We start from the raw sequence: 26,185 nt of genomic DNA, 5'->3' as shown, positions 1-26,185 counted from the left end.
AAGTTGATATGATAACATCATAATATAAGAGAAGGGAAAAGTAAATATTTTTATTCAGGAGGGCCTTACTCAGCGAACCCCCAATTTAATAATTTCCAACTTCAAAGTCTACCCTGTTCAGAAGATACCAGATGCATAATTAGTACTTTTCTAACGTTTACAGCGTTGTAATTTTGAGAAAATTATGGTATTATGAAAAACAGACTATATCCTAGGAGGAAAGACATGGAAAAAGAGACAGTTTCCAAAAATTTTATTGAGCAGATTATTGAAAAAGATTTAGCAGAAGGACATTGCGAGACAGTATGTACCAGATTCCCGCCAGAGCCAAACGGCTATCTTCATATAGGACATGCAAAGTCAATCTTGTTGAATTACGGATTGGCACAGGAGTATCATGGCAAGTTTAATATGCGATTTGATGATACCAATCCTACAAAAGAGAAAGTGGAATTTGTTGAGTCTATCAAAGAAGACATTAAATGGCTTGGTGCTGACTGGGAAGACCGCCTGTTTTTTGCATCCAATTATTTCGAGCAGATGTATGAGTGTGCAGTGAAGCTGATAAAAAAAGGAAAAGCCTATGTCTGTGATTTGAATGCGGAACAGATCAGAGAATATCGCGGAACCCTCAAGGAGCCGGGAAAGAACAGCCCATTCCGGGACAGAAGCGTTGAAGAAAACCTGGAATTATTTGAAAACATGAAAAATGGCAAATATGAAGACGGTGAACGGGTGTTAAGAGCAAAAATTGATATGGCATCTCCGAATATCAACATGCGTGATCCGATTATTTACCGTGTTGCACGTATGACACATCATAATACCGGGGACCAGTGGTGCATTTACCCGATGTATGATTTTGCCCATCCGATTGAGGATGCAATTGAAGGTATTACACATTCCATCTGTACTTTGGAATTTGAAGATCACAGACCGCTTTACGACTGGGTGGTTCGTGAACTGGAATATCCCCATCCGCCAAAACAGATTGAATTTGCAAAGTTATATCTGACCAATGTGGTTACCGGAAAGCGCTACATCCGTAAGCTGGTGGAAGATGGCATTGTGGATGGCTGGGATGATCCGAGACTGGTTTCCATTGCTGCCTTAAAACGCCGCGGATTTACACCAGAGTCTATTAAAATGTTTATGGATCTTTGCGGAGTGAGCAAAAGCCAGAGCTCTGTAGATTATGCCATGCTGGAATACTGTATCCGCGAGGACTTAAAACTGAAGAAACCACGTATGATGGCCGTTTTAGATCCGATTAAATTAGTGATAGACAATTATCCGGAAGGACAGATTGAGTATCTGGATGTTGATAATAATCTGGAAAATGAAAGCCTTGGCAAACGTAAAGTTCCATTCTGCAGGGAATTATATATTGACAGGGAAGATTTTATGGAAGAGCCTCCAAGGAAATATTTCCGCTTGTTCCCGGGTAATGAAGTACGTTTAATGAATGCGTATTTTGTGAAATGTGAAAGCTTCATAAAGGATGAAGATGGTAACGTAACAGAAATTCACTGTACCTATGATCCCGAGACAAAGTGCGGCACGGGCTTTACAGGACGTAAGGTAAAAGGTACCATTCACTGGGTAGCGGCACCGACAGCGTTAAAAGCAGAAGTACGTCTCTATGAAAATATTATCGATGAAGAAAAAGGTGTCTACAACGAAGACGGAAGCTTAAACCTGAACCCTAATTCGCTGGTTATTTTAAAAGAATGTTTTGTGGAGCCAAACCTTGCAGATGCGAAAGCATATGACAGCTTCCAGTTTGTGCGCCAGGGCTTTTTCTGTGTGGATGCAAAAGATTCCAAACCGGATGCACTGGTGTTTAACCGAATTGTATCTCTGAAGAGTTCTTTTAAACTGCCAAAATAGATTATGGCAGCGGGGGGAATATATGAACGAATTAACAATCAGCCTGGATGTTCAATCTTCCAGGCCCCTGTATGAGCAAATATATGATTATATCAAAAATGATATCCAAAATGGAGGGCTGCCTTGTAAAAAGAGGCTGCCCTCTACCCGCAATCTGGCAAAACATCTCCAGGTAAGCAGAAGTACGGTTGAATTGGCTTACGAACAGCTATTGTCAGAGGGATATATAGAGGCTGTTCCCTGTAAAGGCTATTTTGTAAGTGATCTGGATGGCTTGTACCATCTTTCTACGGCAGCTCAGGCGCCGAAAAAGGCAGTACAGGAAATAAAAGAGTATTTTGCTTATGACTTTTCACCCAGTGGTGTAGATTTAAACAGTTTTCCCCATAATGCCTGGAGAAAAATTTCAAAAAATATTCTGCTTGAAGATAATAAAGATTTTTTTCAGCTTGGTGAACCCAAAGGAGAGAGCGAACTTCGTGAGACGATTGCAGCATATCTGCACCAGGCACGAGGTGTAAACTGCAGTATGGAGCAGATTATTATTGGGGCAGGTAATGATTATCTGCTTATGCTTTTATGTAATCTTCTTGGAAGAGGCCATATCATAGCAATGGAAAACCCAACTTATAAAAAGGCTTATGATATTCTGAACGTACTTTCTAATGAGATGCTGGTAATTAATATGGATAAGAACGGAATGGATGTGGCAGAGCTTGAGAATTCCAGGGCGGATATCGCCTATGTTATGCCGTCCCATCAATTTCCCCTGGGGACCATTATGCCAATCAAACGGAGAATGCAGCTTTTAAAGTGGGCGTCAGAAGACGAGAAGCGCTATATTATCGAAGATGACTATGATAGTGAATTTAGGTACAAAGGGAAACCAATACCGGCGTTACAGGGCTATGACAGCCATGACAAGGTGATTTATATCGGAACGTTTTCCAAGTCAATTGCACCTGCGATCCGTGTGAGTTATCTGGTTCTGCCAAAAAGGCTGTTGGCGGTATATGATGTAATCGGTAAAATATTTTCTTCTACGGTGTCCAGAGTAGATCAGATGATTATTTCCAGATTTCTGAATGAGGGTTACTATGAGAGACATTTAAATAAAATGCGTGCAGTTTACAAAAGCAGGCATGATGTATTGCTGGAAAAGCTCAAAGGACTGGAAAGTATCTGTACCATATCGGGAGAAAATGCAGGTGTTCATATATTATTGAGCTTTGTAAATGGAATGTCGGAAGATGATGCCATAGAGAAGGCGCGCCTGAAAGGCGTTAAAGTCTATGGGCTGTCTGCTTACTATGTGGCAGCGCCCAGGAAGACTACGATGCCTACAGTAATTCTGGGATATGCAAATCTTTGTGAAGCAGATATCGCCGAGGCGGTGCACCGTCTGATTCATGCGTGGATAGTATAGAAATCTTGTATATATTATAAAAACACCAACGAATTCCGCTGGTGTTTTTTGAATGTTATTTTAACACAATTATTTATTCCGCTGTTTTGCTTACTTCGCCTTCATCATCAGTCTGTCCATCTGTTTCATCAGCAGAAGCGTCTTCCGGAGTTTTTTCAGGCGTATGAGATTCTTTTGGAATTGTGACGTATTCTCTTGCTACCGGAGTAACATCATCTTCTTCATCCAGATCATCCTCAAAGTCGTCTTCGAAGTCTTCGAAATCATCCTCCCATGTATCATCTTGTTGTTTGCATTTATTTAAGTAATAGATACCTCCTGCGATAGCAACACCTATTACAGCAGCACCAAGTAAGAATTTTCTATTTTTTTTAGCCATAATCCTGACTCCTTTCATAATTTATGACAACATAATTACGTTTATTGTAATACTTTTTTCTGAAAAAGGAAAGGGGTAATTACAAATTTATTCTTCCACATGTTCCAGCCCCTGATTCAGAATCGTAGATACATGGGTATCTGCCAGAGAATAATAGATCGTTTTTCCATCTCTGCGGAATTTTACCAGATGGCTTTGCTTTAGAACCCGCAATTGATGGGAGATGGCACTCTGGCTCATTCCAAGCAGATCTGCAATGTCACAAACGCACAGTTCAGAAGCAGACAGTGCATAGAGAATCCGGATTCTGGTAGGATCCCCAAAGATTTTAAACAGGTCAGCAAGCCGGTAAAGATCTTCTTCTCCCGGAATAACCGTATTTTGAATTTCATGATGGATGTGGTTGCCATCACAACAGTTTTCTATCATATCCTCGTTGTTCATAATTTCCTCCATTCGTACGTCTGGATACGCACACACAGACAGATAGAAAAGATATTCTCTTCTTAATATGCCCGTATTACTTATTTTATTTCATGCAATTAAAGATTACATGACGTTATCTGAATTCTGAAAATATAAAAACAGAATTTCCTCTAATACATAGTTTAAAGAAAATCCTGTTTTTTGTCAATGTAATTCTTTGTCGAGACATGCTGCCGGTGAATGCATTATTATTCCGTGATGCTATTTCTTCTTATAAAGAATTCTTACAGAGTTCAGAACACACAGCATAGCTACACCGCTGTCTGCGAATACAGCCATCCACATAGAAGCAAATCCCATGAGCCCAAGGATCATAACAAGTATTTTAATTACCAGGGCAAAAATAACGTTTTGTCTGGAAATCAGACCGGTGGAACGTGCAATTGCAATAGCATCCGGGATAGCAGTAACGCTGGAATTCATAAATACAACATCCGCTGCTTCAATAGCAGCGTCAGCGCCGCTTCCCATAGCTGCTCCAACATCAGCACCAGCCAGTACCGGTGCATCGTTAATGCCATCACCGACAAACATGACACGTCCGTGTGCATCTCTGATTTTCTGCAGCTCTGTTAGTTTTTCCTGAGGAAGAAGTTTTGCATGGACTTCATCGATACCGGTTTCTTTTGCAACAGCATTAGCGCTGTCTAAAGCATCACCTGTTAACATGGCTGTTGTGATACCCAGAGATTTTAATCTCTTAATTGCAGGTGCGGCATCTGCTTTTACCGTATCAGAAATTACGATATGGCCTGCATAGGTTCCGTTCACGGCAATGAGTACTTCTGTACCAAAGCTGTCTTTTTGAAAATTTTTCAGGGAAACCTTATAAGCGTCCATCAATTTCTGATTGCCGCAGAGGATATCTCTGCCATTGATTACGGCGTGGATTCCTTTACCGGCTAACTCTTCTACAGATGCGGGGCGGTTCAGTTCCAGTTTTGTATTTCTGGCTTCGCTTACAATACTTGTTCCGATTGGATGTGTGGAATCCAGTTCACATATAGCAGCAAGTTTCAGGATTTCCTGTGAAGTAAATCCATTGGCAGGAACGGCATGCTGTACCTGGAAGTTTCCTTCTGTTATGGTTCCCGTTTTATCCATAATAACGGTAGTAACATCTTTTAATGCTTCCAGTGAAACGCCGCCTTTGAATAGGATACCTCGTTTGGAACCCGCGCCAATACCGGAGAAAAATGCCAATGGTACGCTGAGCACAAGAGCACAGGGGCAGCTGATTACCAGGAAGGTAAGTGCTGTGTAGATCCAGTGATTCCAGTCACCTGTAATCAGGGATGGAATAATAGCAGTGCAGACAGCAAGAGCCACAACAAATGGTGTATAAATTCGGGCAAATCGCGTGATAAAGCGATCGATCTTAGGCTTGCTTGCAGCGGCATTTTCTACGGAATCCAGAATTCTGGTTACCATGGAATCCTCCAGTACTTTTTCAACACGGATTTTTATCAGTCCTGAGGTATTCATACATCCGGATGTTACTTCATCTCCATAGCCTGCTTTTACAGGTACCGGTTCTCCGGTTACCGGTGAAGTATCAATACGGCTTTCCCCTTCTATAATAACCCCGTCCAATGGAATACGGTCACCGGGACGTACAACCAGAATGTCGCCAACCTGAGCATCACCGGCAGGAATAACCTGCACTTCATCTCCGATAGCAAGATTTACTACTTCCGGTCTCATATCTACGGCATCCATGATCTGACTGCGGCTTTTTTCTACGGCCCGGTCTTCAAAATATTCGCCTACCCGGTAGAAGAGCATAACGCCAATCGCTTCCGCATAGTCACTGATAACAAATGCGCCAATTGTTGCAATACTCATCAGGAAGTTTTCATCAAATACATGGCCTTTGGCAATGTTTTTTATCGCAGTCCACACAATTTTCCAGCCCAGAACGAGATAAGAAATGGCATAGACGATAAAAACGGGTGTTGGTCCAATATTTTTGGACTCCATTACTTTAGCAGCAATTAAGAGAAGTGCGCCAACAATAATTTCGATTATGGAGCGGTGCTCATGAAAGAAAACAGTTCTTTTAGGCAGATCAGTTACTTTTTTGGAAAGAATATCTCTGCCTTTCGGTGAGGTATCTCTTGCCTTAATTATAACGTCTGGCTCAATGGATTTTGCTATTTTTTGTATTTCCGGAATTAATTTATCCGGATCCTTTGCAGTTATACGAAGCTGCTTTGTCGCATAAGTAACGGTAGCGCTGGTTACCTCCGGAAGATTGTTGATCATACGTTCAATTTTGGCTGCACAGTTGGCACAGTCCAATTCTTCGATGGTATAAGTATTTGTCACCTGGATACCTGGAGTTTTCCCGCCTCTTGGGACGATTTTTACGTCCGGTTCGATAGAAGCACAGATTTCCTGCATCCTGGGAAGGAGAGCATCGGGGTTTGGTGCAGATACCCTTAATTGTTTTGTTGCGAAAGCAATTGCTGCATAAGACACATCCGGGAGATCTTTGATTTTACGTTCCATCTTTGCGGCACAATTTGCACAGCCCAGATTTTCCAGCAGATAAACCTTTTTAATATTATTTTCGTCCGGCATTCTGCAAGTACATTTAGAAAGGCTTTCTCCGCAGACATCACAATATTCTACATGTGGATTGCACAACTCACATGTACAGTCTTCAGGATGACCGGGAGTCTGAATATGCAGGCATTCAAAATGCGTATGGGACCCGGAAAATGATTCTGCATTTGCTGCATCATCTTCATGACTATGGTCGCAGCCGCAGGCACATTCTGGGTGAGAACGATGATGTTCCTCATGATCCTGGTTGTCATGCACGTGATCGTCATGCTCATGATCACAGCCGCAGGTACATTCTGAGTGAGAATGATGTTTTTCCTCATGATTCTGGTCATTATGCTCGTGACCGTTATGCTCATGATCACAGCCGCATGCACATTCTGAGTGAGAATGATGTTTTTCCTCATGATTCTGGTCATTATGCTCGTGATCGTCATGCTCATGATCACAGCCGCATGCACATTCTTCGCGAGAATGATGTTTTTCCTCATGATTCTGGTCATTATGCTCGTGACCGTCATGCTCATGATCACAGCCGCAGGTACATTCTTCGTGAGAATGATGATGTTCCTCGTGGTTCTGGTTGTCATGCTCATGACCGCATCCACAGGAACATTCCTTGTGAATATGTGAGTGATCTTCGTGCTGTTGCGCATGATCCGCATGGGAATGACCGCATCCGCAATGCTCATCATGATGATGTTCCTGCACAGCACTGGAGTTTAAAGATTTATTGCTTCCTTGTTCTGTTCTATGATCTTTCATAACAGGTACCTCCTGATTCGATTTTTACTTGAAACACATGAACAACTATTCATATGTTAATATAATCATATCTTTAGGAAAATGTCAATACAAAATTATTAATATCATAAAAATTAATAAATGTGACAAAAGTCACTGGTGTTTTTTAGGAGAAACGTTTATACTATAAGGTAAGAAATAAAGTAGTCGTATTCATATAAGTAAAATGAAGTATAATGAAGTATGTTTCATTTTTATGATAAGCCGGATTAAAAGGCAGAGGGGAATTAAGGTGATGTATAATGCGTAAACGTATATCGAGTATATTGTGGGGAATTTTCTGGTTGGTTCTGGGGTTAGGGATTGCAGGAAATATGTTGGGAATTTTGAATTTTTCTCTGTTTTTTAACGGATGGTGGACAATGTTTATTATTATTCCTTCTTTTTTGAGTTTGATTGAACATAAACCCAGGTCATCAAATGTGATAGGGCTGTGTATTGGCATCTTCTTTTTGCTAAGTTCATGGAATCTGCTTAGCTGGGGCATGGCCGGGCGTCTAATCTGGCCAACGATTCTTGTGGTAGCCGGTGCAGGATATCTGGTAAAGCATCAGAGAATCGGTTATCAGGAACATAAGCGGGTAGGCAGCGGTTGTGATGGAGCAGCCTGGTACGGCGGTCATAACAGCGGCAATTATCGTAAATTTGAAAATGATGGAAGAAATTCGGGCTTTGGAAATAGCAGTGGACAAGGATCTCAGAACAATCAAAATGAGAACTGGCGTCAGGCGCCCGGCGGACAGAGTGGATACCGGGAAAGAAATGACCAGAGAAATGAATATCAGGGACAGCAGGAATACCGTGGGCAGCAGACATATCAGAGTTATAACCAACAGAATTACCAAGAGGCTCCAAATCATCAGAGGAATCAGAATTATGCCGGTGGATTTCAGGGACAGCAGTCATATCAGGGACAAAGACAGGATCCATCAGAAATACACAGCGTAGAGAAGAGCGGTGCAGTTCAGAATATGCCAAGCTTCACAGCTTTATTTTCTTCTAGAAATATAAACTATAATGGTGATATATTCGATGGCGCTTTAGTGAATGCGGTTTTTGGAGGCGTGGAACTGGATTTGAGATATGCCATTTTTGAAACGGATGTCAGAATTGATGTAATGTCTCTGTTTGGGGGTATTGAAATTAAGGTGCCTGAGTATGTCAATGTAAAGGTTGATGATACGCCTATTCTTGGCGGGGTGTCTAACAAGGCCAGATTGATGCCAGTGCCGGGAGCACCTACCATTTATATCAGGGCAACTTGTATTTTAGGAGGATTAGAAATAAAATAAAAATAACTGTCGGCGGTTGAGGATCAACTGTCCGGCAGTTTTCTATTTACTGGAGCAATTTGGTTTACTGGAAGAGTACCTGTACAAGAAACATATAAAGCAGCGTACCGCCTCCAATGCTGATCAGAGTATTCCTTTTCCAAACATGTAAGAAGACGATGACAACCAGTGCAATCAATTCCGGTATACCAAAAGGAGCTGATATAACGGAGACATTTTTAAAACAATATACAACCAGCATACCGATAATTGCAAAAGGAAGAACTTTACCTAAATACATGATATATGCAGGGGTCTTCTTATTTCCGGGAAATAGAAGGAAAGGAAGCCCACGGATGAAAAAGGTAACACCAGCCATAATCAGAATCATTATAAAAGCCTGTGAATCAGGAATTCTCATTGCTTAGGTCACCTCGCTTTTCCAATTGTTTACGAAATACAGTCAAAAGAACAGATATGGATATCATGGATGGAATGATAAAATTACCGCTTCCAAACAGGATCAGGCAAATGACAGAGCATACCAGACCAATCAGTGCCGGAATATGATCTTTGCTTGTGAGCCATTGTTCCGTAAAAATAACGATAAACAGTGCAGTCATGACAAAGTCTATGCCCTTTGTATTAAAATCAATCAGAGAGCCCAAAACCGCGCCCAGAGTACAGCCGATAATCCAATAGCAGTGATCTAATACAGAGATGAATAAATAAAACCATTCTGCATTGACTCCTTTGGGGGGAACGGCGGAACAGATCAGAGAATAGGTTTCATCTGTAAGTTCATGGATCAATAACGGTTTTTTACGTCCGACAAAACGATACTTATCAATCAGTGACAGTCCATAAAACAGATGGCGTATCTGAATCATTACCGTCATAAATGCCGTATAAAGAAAAGTAACACCACCAGCAAGCAATTCAATAGCAACATATTGCATAGAACCGGCATAGATAATGATACTCATAAAAAAAGCCCAGATAAAGGAAAAACCTTTGCTTTCCAAAAGGATTCCAAATCCCAGACCTAGAAACAGGTAGCCAGCCATAATAGGCAATGTTAGTGGAAAGGCTGCCTTCAGCGCTTTGCGTCTCATTTGTATATCTCCTTCCAGCTTTTTATCTGGGATAGTATAGCACGTTAATGTGCGAATGTCAAAATAATGTTTATATTGTCAAAATAAGATTACTAATCGATATTCAAGAGTGCACAGGTTAGAAAGGGTTTACTATTAAGAAGGAGACACTTTGCAGCTGAGATAGTGTAAGGAAAGAGAAGGTGGTGGGCAATGACAGGAGCGTGGAAGACTTACCGCAGAACTGGCATTTTCTAACCTTCTCCAGCGCTTTTTAGCGTCCGGCAGTCATTCGCTGTGAAATACGGATGGCTTTTGCAGCGCTACATCTTATCGTACACAACCTTTATATAGAAAGCGTCTTTAATCTGCTAAACTCAAAACTTAAATGTTTCCCATCCGGAGAACTTAGTGCTACAATATTGGAAGAAAAGAAAGAAAATTAAGATAAGAAAGATAAGGAGGATTATGGCTTGAAGCATTTTTATGATGATATTACAGAGTTCATTTTTGTAGAAAACGATCCTGTTCCGTCCGATATGATTTTTATTCCCGGCGGGAGTTATGGAGAAATTGCGTTACATGCAGCTGATTTATATAAAGGGGGTTATGCAGACCGTATTATGGTTTCCGGGAAATTCAGTGTTTTAAAGGGAAAGTTTGCAGGAGTTGATTCACCTCTAGACTACTGCGGAATGGATTTTCAAACGGAAAGCCAGTTTCTAAGCAAAGTTTTGCAGGATGCAGGTGTGCCGGCAGTGTCAATTTATATGGAAGAAGAGGCAACCTTTACTTATGAGAATGCAATCTACTGTAGAAAGCTGGCAGAGAAGCTGGGGCTTCAGATAAACAAAGCAATCATTTCCTGCCAGGCATATCATGCAAGAAGGTGTCTGATGTATTATCAGCTTCTGTTTCCGGAAACGGTATTTTATGTATGTCCTGCTGAAACCCGGGGAATTAACAGGAATAATTGGTTTATGGAAGAAAAAAAGATTGATCAGGTGTTGGAAGAAGTAGAGCGCTGTGGCAGGCAGTTCCATAAAATTATGCATGATTTGATTGACAAATAATTTTATTTTATCCCTCCGAATTTAGGGAAGGACCAGGGGACCTGCAATTTACAGACTAACATAAAATAAAAGCACAGGAATATCGAATTAACAGTTTCGGTGTTCCTGTTTTTTGTGTAATGCTGTACTAATACTACAGCAAACAGTTTGTAAGGGGCTTATTGCTAACAATTCCAAATAATCGTATGAGTCATTACTTGGAATAGAGACTTCCAGCAGGATTATTATATTTGGGTTTCGCTGATTAAGGACGCTTTGTAGATGTAGGTAGTGTACGGAAAGAGAAGGGGGCGGACCAGGACATTGGTTTGAAATGCTTACCGCAGAACTGGCATTTTCTAACCTTCCCGGAGCACTTTTTGGCGGCACGCGGGCATTCGCTCCGAAATCCTGATGCATTTCGCAGCTCAGTGCCCGCTTAGTATCCGATGGGAGCCAGTCGAATACTATCCACCAAAAAACACTCCGGGAAGGTAAGTAAATGCTCAGCTCTGCTATACGCCTTCCAAACCAATGTCCTGGTCCGCCCCCTTCTCTTTCCGGGATGCAGTTTATTGATACAAAGCTGGTTTTCTCAGCAGGGTTGGGCCCCGGGGTTGTGGCATGCTGTACGCTATTGGCATAGAACACTTAAAAACCAATAAACCAGCTGGATGTTATCACTCTGAACTGTCTCTAAATTCTACTACAGAATATTTGTGGTTATAGTACCTACATCCAGTTAAGTCTGTGATCAGGAAAGCAGGTAAAATTTCGTCTTATCATCCCCCTTTCACACTGAACTGACGTAACACACTCTGTTGCATCCAATAAAGAACAGCCTGCAACAGCCCAGGGGTTCCAACCTGCTGAGAAAACCAGCTTTGTGGCAGTAAACTGAATCTCGGAAAGATGGGAGTGGGAAGCTTGTATGGGCGGAGGAAGCGTAGAGCAGAGCTGAGTATTTACTTACCTTTTCGAAGTGTTTTTTGGCGGATAGTATTCGACTGGCTCCCATCGGATACTAAGCGGGCACTGAACCGGGAAATGCATCAGGATTTCCCGGTGAATGCCCGCGTGCCGCCAAAAAGCGCTTCGGAAAGGTTAGAAAATACCAGTTCTGCGGCCAGCTGACGGAGTCCATACAAGTTTCCCACTCCCATCTTTCCGTTGCACCATCTCCATCTACAAAGCGTCCCCTTACTCAGCAAAACCCAAATTTAAGATGAAATTATTAGGCTGGAGAAAAAGTATATGGGATTTGTAAAAAACAGTTGACAAAATTACCAAACAAGAAGTATACTGTGGATATAAAGTTTAGTAAATGAACTAATTATTTCAGAAAGCATAAAGGAGGATGAATTCTGTGCTTGAAACTTACAAAGTAACCGATGAAAAGTTCAGAAAGTATGGCCGCATTGTAAAAGATATTGACTGCGGTGAATTAATTGAGAAGATGAAATCGACACCCCTTCCGGAAGATGTTATCTATGTTCCATCTGTTTCAGAACTGGAAGAGCTGCCGGTATATGAGAGGATGCAGACAATAGCATACGGCGAATTACCAATACAGATTGGTTACTGCAACGGACATAATCATTTATTAAATGCAGTAGAATATCACCGTTCATCAGAAGTAAATGTGGCAGTGACAGATTTAGTACTTATGCTGGGAATGCAGCAGGATATCGAAGCAGACTATACATATGATTCGTCAAAAATTGAAGCATTTTTTGTTCCGGCGGGAACCGTAATAGAAGTCTATGCAACAACTCTTCACTATGCACCCTGTAATACCCGGGAAGAGGGATTCCAGTGTGTGGTAATTCTCCCAAGAGATACAAACCTTCCTTTGGACCAGTGCCATGGAGGAGATCAGGAAGATAAACTTTTAACAGCTAAGAATAAATGGCTGGTTGCGCATCCGGATGCAAAAATCGATGGGGCATTTAACGGAATCAAAGGGGAAAACCTTTCTTTATAGGAAAACCAGGTCTTAAAACATAGTAAGAAAGAAAATATTAAAATAACCATAAATCATAGTATTTTATTCAGGAGGAAAAAAAATGAACAACATGCCAAAAGTTAAAATCGGTATTGTAGCTGTAAGCAGGGACTGTTTCCCGGAATCTTTATCCGTATCCAGAAGAGAAGCTCTGGTAAAAGCGTATAAAGAAAAATATAATGCAGAAAACATTTATGAATGTCCAATCTGCATCGTTGAAAGTGAAATTCATATGGTGCAGGCATTAGAAGACGTAAAGAAAGCAGGCTGTAATGCACTGGTTGTATATCTGGGGAACTTCGGACCGGAAATTTCCGAAACATTGTTAGCAAAACATTTTGATGGACCATCCATGTTTGTTGCAGCAGCAGAAGAAAGCGGAGACAATCTGGTTCAGGGCCGCGGAGATGCTTATTGCGGTATGTTAAATGCCAGCTATAATTTAAAACTTCGTAATATTAAAGCATACATTCCGGAATATCCGGTTGGAAATGCAGAAGAATGCGCAGATATGATTGAAGAATTTGTTCCGATTGCAAGAGCAGTTGTGGGACTTTCTAAATTGAAAATCATAAGCTTTGGTCCTCGTCCTTTGAATTTCCTTGCTTGTAATGCACCAATTAAACAGCTCTATAACTTAGGGGTAGAGATTGAAGAAAATTCAGAACTGGATTTATTCGAAGCATTTAATAAGCATGCAGATGACCCACGTATCGCAGATGTAGTGAAAGATATGGAATCTGAGCTTGGAGAAGGTAATAAAAAACCGGAAATTCTTGCTAAACTTGCACAATATGAACTGACACTCTTAGACTGGGTAGAAGCGCATAAAGGCTATAGAGAATATGTAGCAATTGCAGGAAAATGTTGGCCTGCTTTCCAGACACAGTTTGGATTCGTTCCATGCTATGTGAACAGCCGTCTCACCGGAATGGGAATCCCGGTATCCTGTGAAGTGGATATTTATGGAGCACTCAGTGAATTTATCGGAACCTGCGTAAGCGAAGATGTTGTTACTTTACTGGATATTAACAATACTGTTCCAAATGATATGTATGCTGATGATATCAAAGGCAAATTTGACTATACTCAGAAAGATACTTTCATGGGCTTCCATTGTGGTAACACCAGTTCTAAAAAATTATCCTTCTGTGCTATGAAATATCAGATGATTATGGCAAGAGCGCTTCCGGAAGAAGTAACACAGGGTACTTTGGAAGGAGATATTGTTCCTGGAGACATTACATTCTACAGACTGCAGAGTACGGCTGATTCCAAACTGCGTGCATACATTGCACATGGTGAAGTTCTCCCGGTAGCAACACGTTCCTTCGGTGCGATTGGTATCTTCGCAATACCGGAAATGGGAAGATTTTATCGTCATGTATTAGTAGAAGGAAATTATCCTCATCATGGAGCAGTTGCGTTTGGACATTACGGAAAAGCACTTTATGAAGTATTCAAGTTCATCGGTGTAGATGTAGAAGAAATCGGATTTAACCAGCCAAAAGGAATGTTATATAAGACCGAAAATCCATTTGCATAACAACGGCAGTATAATTTAAGAAAATAGGAAGCTCGCAGTGCGGGCTTTCTGTTATTGAAATCAAAATGATACGGCTGATGTGAAAGCATTGCTTTGTAATTTGGCTGAATATTGTGGCAGTCAGCAATGCACAGGTGATGTTACATGGGCAGGGATATTTTTTAAAGGAAGAGAGGAAACGGACAGATGTTATATATAGGAGTAGATTTAGGTACGTCTGCAGTAAAGCTTTTGTTAATGGAAGCAGATGGTACCATTAAAAATGTAGTTTCAAAAGAGTATCCGCTTTATTTTCCGAATCCCGGATGGTCTGAACAGAAACCGGAAGATTGGTGGAGTGCAGTAGTAGCGGGAATACAGGAACTGACAGCAGATTGTAATAAGGCGGAGGTTGCCGGAATCAGCTTTGGCGGACAGATGCATGGATTGGTGATACTGGATGATAAGGATGAGGTAATCCGCCCGGCTATTCTCTGGAATGACGGCAGAACCGGAAAAGAAACCGACTATTTAAATGAAGTTATCGGAAAGGATAAATTATCCGAATATACGGCGAATATTGCATTTGCCGGTTTCACGGCACCAAAAATTCTCTGGGTTAAAAATAATGAGCCGGAAAATTTTGCAAGAATAAAAAAGATTATGCTGCCAAAGGATTATCTGGCATATAAATTATCCGGAGCGTTCTGTACCGATGTATCCGATGCTTCCGGTATGCTGATTTTTGATGTGAAGAATAAATGCTGGTCCAAAGAAATGCTGGATATCTGCGGCATTACAGAAGAACAGGTTGCAAAGATCTATGAAAGTTATGAGATAGTCAGTACCTTAAAACCGGAGGTCGCAAAAGAGCTGGGTCTTCCGGAAACTGTGAAGGTTGTTGCAGGTGCAGGAGATAATGCGGCAGCAGCTGTGGGAACCGGTACCGTGGGAGATGGGATGTGTAATATTTCTCTTGGTACCTCCGGAACAATTTTTATTTCCAGTAAAGATTTTGGCGTAGATGAGCACAATGCACTTCATGCTTTTGCCCATGCAGACGGACATTACCACCTGATGGGATGCATGTTAAGTGCCGCATCCTGCAATAAATGGTGGATGGATGAAATTATCGGTACCAAAGATTATGCAAAAGAGCAAAGTGAAATCACAAAATTGGGACAGAATAATGTGTTTTTCCTGCCATACCTGATGGGAGAGCGTTCCCCTCACAACAATCCAGATGCAAGAGGAACCTTTATCGGCATGACCATGGATACCACTAGGGCAGATATGACCCAGGCTGTATTGGAAGGGGTTGCATTTGCAATCCGGGATTCATTCGAAGTAGCGAAATCCTTAGGGATTCATATCGAAAGAACGAAGATCTGCGGAGGCGGTGCCAAGAGTCCCCTTTGGAAGAAGATTGTTGCAAATGTATTAAACATTAAAGTGGATGTCATTGCCAGTGAAGAAGGCCCGGGACTTGGCGGAGCAATGCTGGCGGCAGTTGCCTGCGGCGAATACAAAAATGTGGAAGAAGCGGCAGCCGGTATTGTGCGTGTAGTGGATACAATTGACCCCACACCTGAAATTGCTGCAAAATACGAAGAAAAGTATAAAAAGTTTGTGAAGATTTATCCAACAGTAAAAGATTTGTTTCAGGAGATCATCTAGTACAGTAAGTTCCCCGGGTCATTGACTTGGGGAATTTTTCGTGATATTCTAGTATTTTGAAGAAATAACAATATTCACCAGAGCAAAGAAAGAGGAGATATTATGATTAAAGTATGTATCTTTGACCTAGATGGGACACTGGCTGATACAGTAGAATCATTGGCCTATTGCGGAAACCGCGCGCTTGAAGCCATGGGACTATCCGCTTTTCCGACTGACCGGTTCCGGTATTTTGCGGGAGACGGATCAGCAGAGCTGGTACGAAGGTGCCTGAGGGAAAATGGTGACTTGCAATGCGAAGGTTTTGATGAGCTTAGTCGTTTGTACGGTACTTATTTTGCAAAGGATTGTATGTATCATGTGAAGCCGTTTCCGGGAATTGTAGAATTGTTGGAGTGGTTAAAAGGCCATAATATTAAAATCAGCGTTTTTTCGAATAAGCCTCATGAACAGGCGATAGATGTAGTAGAATCACTATTTGGCAAAGGCTATTTTGATTACATACAGGGACAGCAGGAAGGAATTCCAAGAAAGCCGGCCCCGGATGGAGCGATCAAGATTGCAGAATATTTTCAGGTTTCGTGTGATGAATGCCTGTATATAGGGGATACGAATACCGATATGCAGACAGGAAATGCGGCAGGAATGGATACGGTGGGTGTTTTGTGGGGATTCCGTGACAGAGTAGAGTTAGAAGAAAATCACGCCAAAAGAATTGTAAACAGTCCTTCGGAAATCTCAGTAATTCTGGAACAGGAAAATCTCAGGTCTGCTTGCGATGTACGGAGGAGATAAGGTTGAAAGAAAATTACGATGCAGAAAGGACGCCACGATGTGATTCTTTCAACCTGTTTGATTGTGGCAGTATTGCAGGCAAGCCTGCAATATGCAGTGGGAATAAATATGATTAAGTTAATTGCAAGCGATTTAGACGGAACTTTATTGCAGAATGGCGCGCAGGAGTTAAATCCCGGAACTGTCCAGCTGATTCATGAACTGACAAAGCAGGGGCGCATTTTTGTAGCGGCCAGCGGAAGACAGTATCCAAATCTGAAAAGGCTGTTTGCTCCGGTCAGTGATGAGATTGCTTTTATTTGTGAGAATGGCTCCCTTGTGGTATACCAGGATAAGATATTAGCGAAGCATATCATTCCAAGAACTACCGGTCAGGAGATTCTGAATGCGATGATGGAGCGGGAAGGATGTGAAGCTCTGCTGTCAGGTGTAAATACCTGTTACATACAGCCAAAGGATGAGGCATATATGATACACATCCGTGATGTGGTTAAAAATACAGTAACGGTAGTAGATGACATTCTGAAAGTAGAAGAACCTTATCTGAAAATTTCAGTTTATGAAAAAAACGGGATTGATAATTCTGAGGATTATTGGAATAAACGGTTTGGAAAGGAAGTTACGGTTGTGACCTCCGGCAATCTTTGGCTGGATACCGTTCCAAAAGGTATCAATAAAGGAACAGCGATGCAGGATCTGTTCCGTGAACTTCAGGTTACACCACAGGAGACAATGGCATTTGGGGATCATTATAATGATGTGGAAATGCTTCAAAATGTTTCCTATAGTTTTGCTATGGACAATGCCCAGCCGGGGATTCTGGACATCTGCAATTTTCATACAGATCAGGTAGAAAAAACCCTTGAAGAAGTATTGGATGGAAAATATGATAATAAATTACATGCAAATAGAACGGATATGAGCCATAGAAAATGCAGCACGGGAGGAAAAGTTTGAAAGAATAGCGTTTTCAAACTACTTATTAAGGCAGTATCGCAGGCAGGCCTGCGATATGCAGGAGGTAAAACTATGATTAAATTAGTTGCATCAGATATTGATGGTACATTGCTGGTAGAAGGAAGCGATAAAATAAATGAAGAAATTTTCGATGTGATCCTGAAATTAAAAGACCGGGGCACTCTTTTTGCGGCTGCAAGCGGAAGGCAGTATGCAAGTATCCGCAGATTGTTTGCACCAATCGAAAATGAGATGATATTTGTTTCTGAAAACGGCTCAAATGTGGTCTGCAGAGGTTATGAAGTGTCATCTACCGTACTAAACCGTAAGGATGCAGAAGAGCTGATCCGATTTATCCGCAGGCAGCCGGGATGTTATTTGACCGCATCTACCAGGGGGCCAATGTATATCGAAGATAATGACGCGGATTTTTGGAAATTGCTGACGGATGGATACCACAATGATATGCGTCTTGTCCCGGATGTACTGAAAGAAGATATTGAGATTATCAAAATTTCAATCTATAAAAGTACCGGTGTTCAGGATATTTCGGAGGAAGTGATTGCACAGTGGAAAGACAGGTTCCATGTGACGATTGCAGGAGAACCATGGATTGACTTTATGGATTTTGATGCAGATAAGGGAAAAGCACTGCAGACTATCCAGCAGACTCTTCGTATTTCCAGAGAAGAAACCATGGTATTTGGTGACAATAATAATGATCTGGGTATGATTGCCAGCGCAGAAGAGAGCTATGCTGTTGCCAATGCACAGCCAAAAGTATTGGAAGCGGCAAAACACATTGCTGATGAAAACGTAAATGACGGTGTTTTAAAAGTTATGAAAACATTGTTGGAATCTAAGGATGTTTCATTTTAAAGTAAACATACCGAAACACACTCTAAGAGGAGGAATATGAATGTATAAATATGATGATATGTGCCTGAAGGCATTTTTAGAAAACCAGTTACAATTATTTGATGAGAAAGTTGCAGAAACGCCTGAAGAAGCAGATGAGTTTCTGGATGATGTAATGGCGGTGGTAGTTGATACACTGGAAGATGTCAGAGATTATTTTGAAGAAGCCGGAATGGACACTTCGGATATGTCCGGGGATGAACTAAAAGAGGCTTCTGAAGTATTCCATCTTCCAGATGGACGTTATCTGATCGTTGAAGGATAGAACGTCTAATTCGTAAAGAAAATCATGTTAACAGCGGCAAGAATCAATATGTGCACCGGATAAAACCAGTAGAAGAAATATTTCATGGAACGTCCCCGCTCCCCGTTATAAAACCAAATGGGAATAAAGGATAAGGCGGCTGCAGGTTCCCACAAAACGGAAATTGCTCCGCTGCACACCTGGTTTCTTCTGTTAAAGCGGAAGAAATACAGGACTTCCAATAGGAAAATGCCCATATAGCTATAGTCTACGTTTAGCAGGTAACCGGACAGCATTCCGATGATAAAAATGATCAGCTGAAATAAGATTTTCCCTTCAAAGCGGGAAGCGGCTATCATGACAAGCAGGCCAATAAATAAAGTAAAGAAAATATTCTGCTGACTGAAGTCAAAGAATGTTCCCCCTATTGCCAGATCAAAAGGAACTTCTGAAATGAATGCAAAAAGAAGCAGCCTAAGAGCGTATTTCCGTACATTTTTGGTATGAAGGAAACCTTCTACTAACAGAAAACAGAAGATTGGGAATGCCAGACGGCCGATCTGACGCATCACTATATAGAGGATTTTCAGATTCTGAAAAAGGACAGGATTGTTCTGAACATAATCCTGATATAATAATCCTTCCCCAAGAGTAAATGCTCCAATGTGGTCTATGAGCATGGTGATAATAGCGATCATTTTTAATGTGTATCCTGTAATAGAAAATTGTTTGTTCAGCTTCATAATGTCATCCTTTGCTATTCATTGTTTTAAGAATTATAGCTTATTTTGTCATGGCTTGCAAGGGCATGGCTGAAAAATCATTGCACCGGTATTCAAAAGGTGAAGAAACATAATAAAGAGGTGGAAAAGAATGAAACGGATGATAAATCTGACAGATAGCCCGGATGACCTAAAGCGTTTTCACGGAGATCAGGACTTACTGGCATTTTGCCATAAATTTGAATGTGACGGATATGAGTATATGAATATTGGGTTAAATGATACCTGTAAGATCCCGGCTGAACAGGTGATAGGAGTCCATTTGATTTCTTTTAATGCCTGGATGGATTTATGGATGGAGAATGAAGAGGCTTTGATTCGGGAGTATGACAATATGGATACAGTAGAAGAAGTATTCGGTGGCAGAACCAGGGAGGCATTGCTTCAGAAATTTCAGAAAAATCTGGATTTTGCACAAAGTGTAAATGCAGAATATGTTGTATTTCATGTCAGCGAGGTTAAGATACAGGAGTCGTTAACGTATCAGTTTGATTACACAGATGAAGAAGTTATCCAGGCTGTATGTCAAATGGTGAATTCCCTTATGGATGATAAGAATTATACGTTTTATTTTTTGATGGAAAATTTGTGGTGGCCTGGATTTACATTTACGAACCCCAGGATGACACAGATGCTTATGGACGGCATCCACTACGGGAAAAAAGGGATTATGCTGGATACGGGACACCTGCTCCATACAAACCCGGATATAAAAGACCTGGGGGAAGGAGTTGCTTATATTCAAAAGCAGCTGGATGAGCATGGAGAATTATGCAGCTGGATCAAAGGTATTCATTTGAATCAGTCGCTGACCGGTGAGGTTGTAAAAGAGATGCAAAAAGCAGAGATTGCCTGGAAGGACCGTTATTATGAACGCTGGTCTCAGATCTTTACTTATATTTTTCAGATAGATCTGCATCTGCCTTTCACAGATCCGCAGGTACCCGGGCTGGTGAAACGGATCAGCCCGCTGTTTCTGACTTACGAGTTCATCAGCAGAAGCCGTGAAGAGCATGAAATGCTGCTGGCTGGCCAGAGCGCAGTTTTCCAGCAGTCAGGGGAATAAACGATAGTAGTTTTATAAAATTAATCTGAGTATTTGTTTCATGTAGTTTGTAAGAAGAAAAGAAAGGAGTGGGCAGGCCCGAAAAGTACGGGAACTGTCCACTCCTTTTTTAATGATTTACTTTTGATATTTGGGAGCATCCGGAGCTATACCTAAGTTAAGCTGCAGTCTCTGTCTCGCTTTCAAGGGCCTCGGTATCGTCCATTGGCGGTTCAGTTTCATCACCGAATTCATCGCCTTCGCCGTCTTCACTATATTTTTCGTCTTCCGTAACCTCTGTAACCTGAGCATTGTCAACCAGGAACTGGCATACTTTATCTTTAAGCAGTTCACTCATAACACTGTCTTTGTCGTTATTTTTTTCAAATTCTTCTACAGAAGTTACTTCATAATATTCAAGATTATCATTTACATAAGATTTGTATTCTTCATCAGTAACACTTATTTTTTCTTTTTCCGCAATTGCTTCGATAGCAAGCTGTTCATTTACGGTACTGATTACAGTCTGTTTGATATCTTCTTCACTTCCGGCCAGGTCTTCTATGGTAACACCAAATAATTCTGCGTAATAGGCATTACTTTCATCTACCTGCTTTTTACATTTTTCATATAAATCATCCGGATAACCGTTAAAAGTTGAATTTGCTATAACTGTATTAATGGCATCATCTTTTAAGGTATATTCCGAATCTTCTTCCTTACTTGCAAGAAGTTCGTTTTTCAGATTCTCTTCGTAATCTGCGGTGGTCTTAAAATCAGAAATACTGCTTACGAATTCATCGTTATAGGTTGCAGGAATGATTTCTTTAATTGCCTTTACCGTTACAGAGAAGACAGCTTCTTTGCCATTTAAATTATCATCGCCGTAATCTTCCGGGAAGGTAACCGTAACATCCTTTTTCTCATCTTTTTTTACCCCGACTAACTGTTCTTCAAAACCTTCGATAAATTCACCGCTTCCCAGTTCCAGGTCATAATCTGTGGCAGTACCTCCATCAAAAGCGGTACCGTTAACTTTTCCTTCAAAGTCCATGGTAACCGTATCCCCTTCTTTGGCAGCCCTGTCGGTGATCTCAGTTGAAGTTGCATTGTCTTCCAGAGCAGTGTCAATCTCGCCTTGTACTTCATCGTCTGTGACTTCGGGTACTACTTTTTCAAGTTTAAGACCCTTATAATCTCCCAGGGTGACGTATTTTTTTTGGCAGCCGCTTAAGGCTAAAGTTGCTGTCATGCACAAAGTGAGTGCAAAAACAATGAATTTCTTCTTCATAAATGATAAATCCTTTCTTTGGTATGTAGTTTATTTGACTACTATAACACACAAATGTGAAAAAAGTGTATAAAAAAACACTTTTAAAATAAAAAAATATATGTTATAATAGCACAAGTTCATGAAATAAGGAGGCTAAGACCATGAAACATATTAAAACATTAAATACACAGGTACTTCAGAATACGATGAAAAAAGGTGGCTGTGGAGAATGTCAGACTTCCTGCCAGTCAGCATGTAAGACATCCTGTACGGTTGGAAATCAGAGCTGCGAAAATAATAAATAAGAAAACAATATAAGCAGCGATCATGCGTCGCTGCTTATTATACGAAATGAATACTGCTCTTAAACCCGTCAGGTATTTGCCGGGTATTTTTTTCATGGAGTGGATTTGAAAGGGGATATACAGTGGTCCATCAATATAAAAATAATGGCTTTAACATCATTCTGGATGTGAACAGCGGAGCCATCCATGTAGTGGATGACATCGTTTATGACGTGGTTCCTTTTATAGAAGAAGGACTGAAGCATGAGGAAATCGCAGACCGGTTAAAGGATACATATGGCAGTACAGAGATTATGGAAGCGATTGCTGAGTGTGAGGAATTAAAAGAAGCAGGTGTACTTTTTACCGAAGATATTTATGAAGAAGCAATTATCGATTTTAAGAAAAGGCAGACAGTTGTAAAAGCACTTTGCCTGCATATCGCACATGACTGCAATCTTGCCTGTAAATACTGCTTTGCAGAAGAAGGGGAATACCACGGAAGACGGGCTCTTATGAGTTTTGAAGTTGGAAAGAAAGCTTTGGATTTTCTAATTGCCAACTCAGGTTCCAGAAAAAATCTGGAAGTGGATTTCTTTGGCGGAGAACCGCTGATGAACTGGCAGGTAGTAAAAGATCTGGTTAAATACGGAAGAGAGCAGGAGAAGATCCATGGCAAGAACTTCCGGTTTACATTGACAACCAATGGTGTTCTTCTTAATGAGGAGATCATGGAATTTGCCAATAAAGAAATGGCAAATGTGGTACTTAGCATTGATGGACGACAGGAAGTCAATGATCTTATGAGACCTTTCCGTAATGGAAAAGGCAGTTATGATTTAATCGTCCCCAAATTTCAGAAATTTGCAGACAGCAGAAATCAGGAAAAATATTATGTGAGAGGAACCTTTACCAGAAACAACCTGGACTTTGCCAAAGATGTACTGCACCTGGCTGATCTTGGCTTTGAGCAGATATCGGTGGAACCGGTAGTATCCCTTCCGGAAGAAGAGTATGCAATCCGTGAAGAAGATATTGCATCTGTCTGTGCAGAATATGATAAGCTGGCAGCAGAAATGGTAAAACGTGAAAAAGAGGGTAAAGGATTTAACTTCTTCCATTTTATGATAGATTTAACAGGGGGTCCCTGCGTGTACAAAAGGTTGTCAGGGTGTGGTTCCGGTACGGAATATCTGGCAGTCACTCCATGGGGGGATCTGTATCCATGCCATCAGTTTGTAGGGGAAGAAGAATTTCTGATGGGAAATGTGGATGAAGGTGTAACAAAGACGAATATGCGCGATGAGTTCAAATGCTGCAACGTCTATGCAAAGGATAAGTGCAGGAAATGCTTTGCCAGATTTTACTGCAGCGGTGGATGTGCAGCAAATTCATTTAAATTCCACGGGCAGATTAATGATGCCTATGACATTGGATGTGAATTGCAGCGCAAGCGTGTTGAATGTGCAATTATGATTAAAGCGGCACAGGCGTCTTTGGATTAGAGATTACAAAAGAGAGAGAAGGAGAAGCATCATGAACAAGCAAAAAGCGATTATTGTAGTTGTTGCCATGACGATTTTATTGGGGCTTTTGGCATTTACTACAGCAGTGGGATTTGGTCCTACAGGAACTGGTTCTGCCAGAAATATTAAGACCGGTCTGGATTTATCCGGCGGTGTAAGTATTACATATCAGGCAGTGGGAGATGAGACTCCGTCTGAAGAAGATATGAAAGATACCATCTACAAATTACAGCAGCGTGTATCTCAGTACAGCACGGAAGCGCAGGTTTATCAGGAAGGCAGTGACCGTATCAACATTGAAATCCCTGGTGTAACAGATGCGAACAAGATTCTGGAAGAACTCGGCAAGCCAGGTTCTCTGCAGTTTGAATTAACAGATGGTTCTGTTGTGTTAAATGGTACGGATGTTGACAGTGCGGAAGCAAGAGTTCAAAACGATGAAATGGGAAATAAGGAATATGTTGTTGAACTGCTTCTGACAAAAGAAGGAACCACCAAATTTGCAGATGCTACTGCAGCAAATGTTGGAAAACAGATTAAGATTGTCTATGATGGCAATGTAATCAGCGCACCAAAAGTAAATGAGGCAATTACCGGCGGAAAAGCATATATCTCCGGTATGGCTGATCAGGAAGAAGCAGAAACACTGGCGTCCTCTATTCGTATTGGTTCCCTTTCACTGGAACTGGAAGAACTTCGTTCTAACGTGGTAGGAGCACAGCTTGGTGAAGAAGCAATTTCAAGCAGTTTAATTGCAGGAGCCATCGGTCTTGCAGTCGTAATTATATTCATGATCGTGGTATATCTGCTTCCGGGTATTGTTGCCGGTATTTCACTGCTGATTTACACAGGACTTATGCTTTTATGCCTGAATGCATTTGATTTAACACTAACCTTACCGGGTATTGCAGGTATTATACTTTCCATTGGTATGGCGGTGGATGCCAACGTTATTATCTATGCCAGAATCCGTGAAGAAGTTGCAGCAGGAAAAAGCGTTAAGTCTGCAATTAAGTCAGGTTTCCAGAAAGCATTCTCAGCAATTATTGATGGTAATATCACAACCCTGATTGCAGCAGCAGTACTTGGTTTAATGGGTACCGGCAGTGTACAGGGATTTGCACAGACACTGGCACTTGGTATTGTATTATCCATGTTTACGGCACTTGTAATTTCAAGACTGATCATCAATGCCTTCTTTACGCTGGGCTTAAAGGGTGAAAAGTTATATGGAAAACAGAAAGCAAGGAAAACAATCAATTTCCTGAGCAAAAAAAATATTTTCTTTATTATATCAATTGTTTTGATTGTAGTTGGACCGGCATCTATGATATTTAACAGTACGCAGGGAAATAAATCATTGAATTACAGCCTTGAATTCATGGGTGGTACTTCAACAAATGTAACGTTTAATGAAGATCTGAGTATATCAGATATTGATTCTAAGGTTAAACCTGTGGTACAGGGTGTAACGAAGGATGCAAATATTCAGACACAAAAAGTAAGCGGAACAAATCAGGTAATAATCAAAACAAGAGAACTGAATCTGGATGAGAGGCAGGAATTAAGTGATGCATTGAATAAAGATTTTGATGTAGACACCACACTGATTACTGCAGAAAGTATTTCTTCCACTGTAAGTTCAGAGATGAGAACCGATGCTATTGTTGCAGTTTTGGTAGCTACAATCTGTATGCTGATTTATATCTGGTTCCGGTTTAAAGATCTTCGATTTGCCACGAGTGCGGTTGTTGCACTGCTTCATGACGTATTAGTAGTACTGGCATTCTATGCACTGGCAAGAGTATCGGTAGGTAATACATTTATTGCATGCATGCTGACAATTGTTGGTTATTCTATTAATGCGACTATTGTTATATTCGATAGAATCCGTGAAAATATGGCAGCAATGAAGAATAAGGACAATATTGCAGAGGTTGTAAATGTGAGTATTACGCAGACACTCACAAGAAGTATCTACACATCCCTTACCACTTTTATTATGATCGCAGTGCTGTTTGTCATGGGTGTATCTTCGATCCGTGAATTTGCATTGCCGCTGATGGTTGGTATTGTATGTGGAGCTTATTCTTCTGTATGCATTACCGGTGCACTCTGGTATGTATTCAAAACAAAGATTAAGACTAAGAAAAAATAATAATAAATGAAAGTACCTCTGGTATG

The 26,185-nt window shown here is 41.0% G+C and carries 22 protein-coding genes; 15 read left to right on the top strand and 7 right to left on the bottom strand.

Features of this window, described 5'->3' with window-relative positions; genetic code table 11:
- The first annotated feature begins 225 nt into the window (after positions 1–225).
- On the top strand, positions 226–1,890 hold the full coding sequence (locus RHS_RS14355; RefSeq protein WP_027294833.1) for a glutamine--tRNA ligase/YqeY domain fusion protein: 1,665 nt from the start codon (positions 226–228) through the stop codon (positions 1,888–1,890).
- Positions 1,891–1,912: 22 nt separating this feature from the next.
- The gene (locus RHS_RS14350) at positions 1,913–3,316 is read left to right on the top strand and encodes a PLP-dependent aminotransferase family protein (RefSeq protein ID WP_044295779.1); all 1,404 of its coding nucleotides are present in this window, start codon (positions 1,913–1,915) and stop codon (positions 3,314–3,316) included.
- Between the two features lie 73 nt (positions 3,317–3,389).
- Here RHS_RS14350 and RHS_RS31050 read toward each other — a convergent pair whose 3' ends face one another.
- The 3 genes from RHS_RS31050 to RHS_RS14335 form a co-directional block, all read right to left on the bottom strand.
- Positions 3,390–3,695 (bottom strand): hypothetical protein, encoded by a 306-nt coding sequence (locus RHS_RS31050; protein ID WP_052377859.1) that lies wholly within the window; start codon positions 3,693–3,695, stop codon positions 3,390–3,392.
- Positions 3,696–3,782: 87 nt separating this feature from the next.
- A complete protein-coding gene (locus tag RHS_RS14340; RefSeq protein WP_027294831.1) occupies positions 3,783–4,139 on the bottom strand; it encodes a metalloregulator ArsR/SmtB family transcription factor in 357 nt (118 codons plus the stop codon).
- A gap of 243 nt (positions 4,140–4,382) precedes the next feature.
- Positions 4,383–6,764 carry a heavy metal translocating P-type ATPase gene (locus RHS_RS14335; protein ID WP_047833571.1) on the bottom strand — a complete coding sequence of 794 codons (2,382 nt, stop codon included), beginning with the start codon at positions 6,762–6,764 and terminating at the stop codon, positions 4,383–4,385.
- A 1,031-nt stretch (positions 6,765–7,795) separates the two neighbouring features.
- Here RHS_RS14335 and RHS_RS31045 point away from each other — a divergent pair.
- A complete protein-coding gene (locus RHS_RS31045) occupies positions 7,796–8,845 on the top strand; it encodes a LiaF domain-containing protein (RefSeq protein WP_156042940.1) in 1,050 nt (349 codons plus the stop codon).
- A 64-nt stretch (positions 8,846–8,909) separates the two neighbouring features.
- On the opposite strand, the gene RHS_RS14320 is transcribed toward RHS_RS31045, so the two are convergent.
- Together RHS_RS14320 and RHS_RS14315 are read right to left on the bottom strand one after the other, a co-directional pair.
- Positions 8,910–9,245 (bottom strand): branched-chain amino acid transporter permease, encoded by a 336-nt coding sequence (locus tag RHS_RS14320; RefSeq protein WP_027294828.1) that lies wholly within the window; start codon positions 9,243–9,245, stop codon positions 8,910–8,912.
- Positions 9,232–9,939: an AzlC family ABC transporter permease gene (locus RHS_RS14315; protein ID WP_070042438.1), complete on the bottom strand. Its 708-nt coding sequence runs from the start codon at positions 9,937–9,939 to the stop codon at positions 9,232–9,234. Before RHS_RS14315 ends, RHS_RS14320 begins: the two co-directional genes overlap by 14 nt.
- 452 nt (positions 9,940–10,391) lie before the next feature.
- Here RHS_RS14315 and RHS_RS14310 point away from each other — a divergent pair, with 452 nt between their 5' ends.
- The 8 genes from RHS_RS14310 (at position 10,392) to RHS_RS14275 (ending at position 19,112) form a co-directional block, all read left to right on the top strand.
- The gene (locus RHS_RS14310) at positions 10,392–10,991 is read left to right on the top strand and encodes a YdcF family protein (protein ID WP_047833565.1); all 600 of its coding nucleotides are present in this window, start codon (positions 10,392–10,394) and stop codon (positions 10,989–10,991) included.
- Positions 10,992–12,327: 1,336 nt separating this feature from the next.
- Positions 12,328–12,954, top strand: a complete 627-nt coding sequence (locus RHS_RS14305) for a DUF4867 family protein (RefSeq protein WP_027294824.1) — start codon at positions 12,328–12,330, stop codon at positions 12,952–12,954.
- Between the two features lie 82 nt (positions 12,955–13,036).
- Positions 13,037–14,521 (top strand): L-fucose/L-arabinose isomerase family protein, encoded by a 1,485-nt coding sequence (locus RHS_RS14300; RefSeq protein WP_044297901.1) that lies wholly within the window; start codon positions 13,037–13,039, stop codon positions 14,519–14,521.
- Between the two features lie 186 nt (positions 14,522–14,707).
- The gene (gene xylB / locus RHS_RS14295) at positions 14,708–16,177 is read left to right on the top strand and encodes a xylulokinase (protein ID WP_047833564.1); all 1,470 of its coding nucleotides are present in this window, start codon (positions 14,708–14,710) and stop codon (positions 16,175–16,177) included.
- Positions 16,178–16,279: 102 nt separating this feature from the next.
- Positions 16,280–16,972 (top strand): HAD family hydrolase, encoded by a 693-nt coding sequence (locus tag RHS_RS14290; RefSeq protein ID WP_027294821.1) that lies wholly within the window; start codon positions 16,280–16,282, stop codon positions 16,970–16,972.
- A gap of 18 nt (positions 16,973–16,990) precedes the next feature.
- The gene (locus tag RHS_RS14285) at positions 16,991–17,929 is read left to right on the top strand and encodes an HAD family hydrolase (RefSeq protein ID WP_395022435.1); all 939 of its coding nucleotides are present in this window, start codon (positions 16,991–16,993) and stop codon (positions 17,927–17,929) included.
- A 72-nt stretch (positions 17,930–18,001) separates the two neighbouring features.
- Positions 18,002–18,808, top strand: a complete 807-nt coding sequence (locus tag RHS_RS14280; RefSeq protein WP_027294820.1) for an HAD family hydrolase — start codon at positions 18,002–18,004, stop codon at positions 18,806–18,808.
- Between the two features lie 40 nt (positions 18,809–18,848).
- Positions 18,849–19,112 carry a glyoxalase gene (locus RHS_RS14275; RefSeq protein WP_047833563.1) on the top strand — a complete coding sequence of 88 codons (264 nt, stop codon included), beginning with the start codon at positions 18,849–18,851 and terminating at the stop codon, positions 19,110–19,112.
- 5 nt (positions 19,113–19,117) lie between these two features.
- On the opposite strand, the gene RHS_RS14270 is transcribed toward RHS_RS14275, so the two are convergent.
- A complete protein-coding gene (locus RHS_RS14270; RefSeq protein ID WP_044297898.1) occupies positions 19,118–19,834 on the bottom strand; it encodes a TraX family protein in 717 nt (238 codons plus the stop codon).
- Between the two features lie 130 nt (positions 19,835–19,964).
- Between RHS_RS14270 and RHS_RS14265 the strand changes: the two genes are divergently transcribed.
- Positions 19,965–20,939 carry a TIM barrel protein gene (locus tag RHS_RS14265; protein WP_070042076.1) on the top strand — a complete coding sequence of 325 codons (975 nt, stop codon included), beginning with the start codon at positions 19,965–19,967 and terminating at the stop codon, positions 20,937–20,939.
- A gap of 157 nt (positions 20,940–21,096) precedes the next feature.
- On the opposite strand, the gene tig is transcribed toward RHS_RS14265, so the two are convergent.
- Positions 21,097–22,209, bottom strand: coding sequence for a trigger factor (gene tig / locus RHS_RS14260; protein WP_027294817.1), 1,113 nt, complete (start codon positions 22,207–22,209; stop codon positions 21,097–21,099).
- Between the two features lie 143 nt (positions 22,210–22,352).
- Here tig and scfA point away from each other — a divergent pair, with 143 nt between their 5' ends.
- The 3 genes from scfA to RHS_RS14245 all read left to right on the top strand — a co-directional run bounded on the left by scfA (position 22,353) and on the right by RHS_RS14245 (position 26,159).
- The gene (gene scfA / locus RHS_RS14255) at positions 22,353–22,496 is read left to right on the top strand and encodes a six-cysteine ranthipeptide SCIFF (protein WP_044289475.1); all 144 of its coding nucleotides are present in this window, start codon (positions 22,353–22,355) and stop codon (positions 22,494–22,496) included.
- A 122-nt stretch (positions 22,497–22,618) separates the two neighbouring features.
- The gene (gene scfB / locus RHS_RS14250; protein ID WP_047833562.1) at positions 22,619–23,980 is read left to right on the top strand and encodes a thioether cross-link-forming SCIFF peptide maturase; all 1,362 of its coding nucleotides are present in this window, start codon (positions 22,619–22,621) and stop codon (positions 23,978–23,980) included.
- A gap of 31 nt (positions 23,981–24,011) precedes the next feature.
- The gene (locus RHS_RS14245; RefSeq protein WP_047833561.1) at positions 24,012–26,159 is read left to right on the top strand and encodes a protein translocase subunit SecDF; all 2,148 of its coding nucleotides are present in this window, start codon (positions 24,012–24,014) and stop codon (positions 26,157–26,159) included.
- Positions 26,160–26,185: the final 26 nt, after the last annotated feature.

This window comes from Robinsoniella sp. RHS (genome assembly GCF_001029355.1).
Taxonomy (GTDB): Bacteria; Bacillota; Clostridia; order Lachnospirales; family Lachnospiraceae; genus Robinsoniella; species Robinsoniella peoriensis.
Note: the sequence above shows the minus strand (reverse complement) of the source record. Positions and strands in the feature narration are given on the sequence as shown.

What these genes read in the sequence shown, in the direction of transcription:
- RHS_RS14350 (WP_044295779.1), top strand. Translation starts at nt 1,913, where the DNA reads ATGAACGAATTAACAATCAGCCTGGATGTTCAATCTTCCAGGCCCCTG.
- xylB (WP_047833564.1), top strand. Translation starts at nt 14,708, where the DNA reads ATGTTATATATAGGAGTAGATTTAGGTACGTCTGCAGTAAAGCTTTTG.
- RHS_RS14315 (WP_070042438.1), bottom strand. Translation starts at nt 9,939, where the DNA reads ATGAGACGCAAAGCGCTGAAGGCAGCCTTTCCACTAACATTGCCTATT.
- RHS_RS14265 (WP_070042076.1), top strand. Translation starts at nt 19,965, where the DNA reads ATGAAACGGATGATAAATCTGACAGATAGCCCGGATGACCTAAAGCGT.
- tig (WP_027294817.1), bottom strand. Translation starts at nt 22,209, where the DNA reads ATGAAGAAGAAATTCATTGTTTTTGCACTCACTTTGTGCATGACAGCA.
- RHS_RS14280 (WP_027294820.1), top strand. Translation starts at nt 18,002, where the DNA reads ATGATTAAATTAGTTGCATCAGATATTGATGGTACATTGCTGGTAGAA.
- RHS_RS14340 (WP_027294831.1), bottom strand. Translation starts at nt 4,139, where the DNA reads ATGAACAACGAGGATATGATAGAAAACTGTTGTGATGGCAACCACATC.
- RHS_RS14285 (WP_395022435.1), top strand. Translation starts at nt 16,991, where the DNA reads ATGCAGAAAGGACGCCACGATGTGATTCTTTCAACCTGTTTGATTGTG.
- RHS_RS14245 (WP_047833561.1), top strand. Translation starts at nt 24,012, where the DNA reads ATGAACAAGCAAAAAGCGATTATTGTAGTTGTTGCCATGACGATTTTA.
- RHS_RS14290 (WP_027294821.1), top strand. Translation starts at nt 16,280, where the DNA reads ATGATTAAAGTATGTATCTTTGACCTAGATGGGACACTGGCTGATACA.
- RHS_RS31045 (WP_156042940.1), top strand. Translation starts at nt 7,796, where the DNA reads ATGCGTAAACGTATATCGAGTATATTGTGGGGAATTTTCTGGTTGGTT.
- RHS_RS31050 (WP_052377859.1), bottom strand. Translation starts at nt 3,695, where the DNA reads ATGGCTAAAAAAAATAGAAAATTCTTACTTGGTGCTGCTGTAATAGGT.
- RHS_RS14270 (WP_044297898.1), bottom strand. Translation starts at nt 19,834, where the DNA reads ATGAAGCTGAACAAACAATTTTCTATTACAGGATACACATTAAAAATG.
- RHS_RS14335 (WP_047833571.1), bottom strand. Translation starts at nt 6,764, where the DNA reads ATGCCGGACGAAAATAATATTAAAAAGGTTTATCTGCTGGAAAATCTG.
- RHS_RS14355 (WP_027294833.1), top strand. Translation starts at nt 226, where the DNA reads ATGGAAAAAGAGACAGTTTCCAAAAATTTTATTGAGCAGATTATTGAA.
- scfA (WP_044289475.1), top strand. Translation starts at nt 22,353, where the DNA reads ATGAAACATATTAAAACATTAAATACACAGGTACTTCAGAATACGATG.
- RHS_RS14305 (WP_027294824.1), top strand. Translation starts at nt 12,328, where the DNA reads ATGAATTCTGTGCTTGAAACTTACAAAGTAACCGATGAAAAGTTCAGA.
- RHS_RS14275 (WP_047833563.1), top strand. Translation starts at nt 18,849, where the DNA reads ATGTATAAATATGATGATATGTGCCTGAAGGCATTTTTAGAAAACCAG.
- RHS_RS14320 (WP_027294828.1), bottom strand. Translation starts at nt 9,245, where the DNA reads ATGAGAATTCCTGATTCACAGGCTTTTATAATGATTCTGATTATGGCT.
- RHS_RS14300 (WP_044297901.1), top strand. Translation starts at nt 13,037, where the DNA reads ATGAACAACATGCCAAAAGTTAAAATCGGTATTGTAGCTGTAAGCAGG.